Genomic DNA, 2,016 nt, shown 5'->3' on the forward strand with positions numbered 1-2,016 from the left:
CTTCCGCGCCCTCGCGGAACTCCCGGTCGTGCTCGACCCGCAGAAGTGACCGGCAGCCCGGCCACCGTTCAACCCGGCACCACCACCGCACCGCACGCCAAGGGCCGGCTCCCCACCAAGGGAGCCGGCCCCGCCGTTCCACCTCTGGAGCAGCCGGCCCCGGCCATCGAGGCGCCGGGAAGACCTCGCGCACTCCGCCCGCCGTCCACGGCCTGCGTCGTGGTCACGGCTCACGAGCCGGATCGAGGTCGAGGTCGTCGCGGACGATACGACCGCGCAGGTACTGGAAGTTGTCCGGCAGGACCAGGCCGCTGGCATCCACCGCCCGGACCACGTCGTCCAGTTCGTTCCACATGCCGTGGTGCATGAGCTCTCCGGCTCCCTCGAGCCAGTTGAGGTGGGCTGTGCTCCACAGAACGAGCCGGGAATCGTCCACCCGCCCCTGATCGCGCAGCAACGTCGCCAGGGCGACCGAGCAGAGCATGTCGTCATGAAACGACCGCTCCCCGGCAAGATGATCGGCCAGGACATCGATCGCCGCATCATGCTGCCCGGCAGCCTGGTAGCGCCGGGCCAGCACGTAGCGGGCGCCGGGGTCCGCGCTCGCCGCCGCCCGGAGCATCTCCGGCACCTCAACCGCGCGACCGTACCCGTCGAGGAGCTCCGCCATGGTGAGCCAGACGGAATGCGTGGAATAGGGCCGGTAGTCCTCCAAGTGCGTGCGGAGCTCCCGGAGCGCCTCGTCGAGAGCGCCGCTGCCGGCCAGTGCACGGGCCAGTGCGATCCGGTCCACCGGATCAGTCGGTGGTGTGGTGTCGGGCCCCTCTCGAGAGACCGGTCAAGCAGGACGCGGATCGCTTCCACGTGGCGGCCCTGGCTGCTCAGCAGTCTGCCGAGCTGAGCCCGCGCCCGCTCGGCATGGCGGGTAGCGCCGCCCTGCCGAATCCTCTCGAGCAGCCTCTCGGCCTCGTCCTCCTTGTCCCGCCGCGCCATGAGGTCCGCCAGCACGAACGCGTACCAGCCGTTGCCCGCTTCGAACAGGCGCTGCGCCTCCTGCTCCGCCTCACCCGGACGGCCCAGATGCACCAGGGCCTCGATCCCGTAGTCGGCCTCCCCGATGGACCTGGCGCGCACCTCGGCCGGTGCGTTGAACGGCAGGACAGCCAGGACCTGTTCCCACTCGCCGGCACGCCGGTAGAGCTCGAGGGCAGGGGAAGGGTCGCCTTCGCCGGCCCATCCGTCAGCCAACGTCCTGGCCTGCTCCACCAAACCGTGGACAGCGCACAACTCGACCAGATCGCCGCGCAGACGATCGTTCTGCGCCACCAGCCGGATCGCTTCACCGAGATTCTTCTGCTTCACCAGCAGATCGAGACGATGACGATCACCGCCGTCCCGGTGCCACACCGTGCTTTCTGCGTGCCGGCCGGTGATCCGCAGGAGCTGAACCAGTTCGCGGGCCGCCACGTCGTCGGCGACGGCCGCCTGACGCAAGAGCGCCTCCCCTTCCGCAAGGCGTCCTTGGGACCACAGCAGGGAGATCAGCGCGTGCCAGGCCACAGATCTGGACCATGCCCCACCACTGGCGGTGGCGACGAGGAGTTCCTCCTCGCTGGGCGCATGAGCCACCGGGGGAGCGGAGACCGCCGCCGGCACCAGCGTTTCCTGATCGTCGTCCACGGGTTCCTGCACCGCAGGAGAGGCGGAGCCCGATGAGCGGTCGCCGAGGCGCTCGACGAGATCCTGCACCCGGTGCTCCCACCACCGGCGGTCGATGCGGTCCGCGAACACCTGAAGCAGCTCGTCCTCGCAGGCGCGGTGACGGCCCTGCGGATCCCACTTCGCCAGCACCTTGGAACACCGGAGCGCATCCCTTGTGGCCAGCTCACCGTCGGCAGCACAAAAACGCTCCGCGACCGTGGCCAGTTCCTCCCACCGGCCCAAGGCCGCCAGGACGTTGCACAACTCCCGCTTGGCGCCCCGGGTGCTGTGCTCTGTCGCCCGCCACCGGAAAAC

The 2,016-nt window shown here is 69.9% G+C and carries 2 protein-coding genes; one reads left to right on the forward strand and one right to left on the reverse strand.

Annotated features, from left to right (window positions below):
* Positions 1 to 223: 223 nt before the first annotated feature.
* Positions 224 to 793, reverse strand: a complete 570-nt coding sequence (locus ACWGH4_RS34625; protein ID WP_453467822.1) for a hypothetical protein — start codon at positions 791 to 793, stop codon at positions 224 to 226.
* A gap of 71 nt (positions 794 to 864) precedes the next feature.
* Between ACWGH4_RS34625 and ACWGH4_RS34630 the strand changes: the two genes are divergently transcribed.
* Positions 865 to 1,716 carry a hypothetical protein gene (locus ACWGH4_RS34630; protein WP_453467824.1) on the forward strand — a complete coding sequence of 284 codons (852 nt, stop codon included), beginning with the start codon at positions 865 to 867 and terminating at the stop codon, positions 1,714 to 1,716.
* The last annotated feature ends 300 nt before the right edge of the window (positions 1,717 to 2,016 follow it).

It is taken from the genome of Streptomyces sp. NPDC054847, from assembly GCF_053610925.1.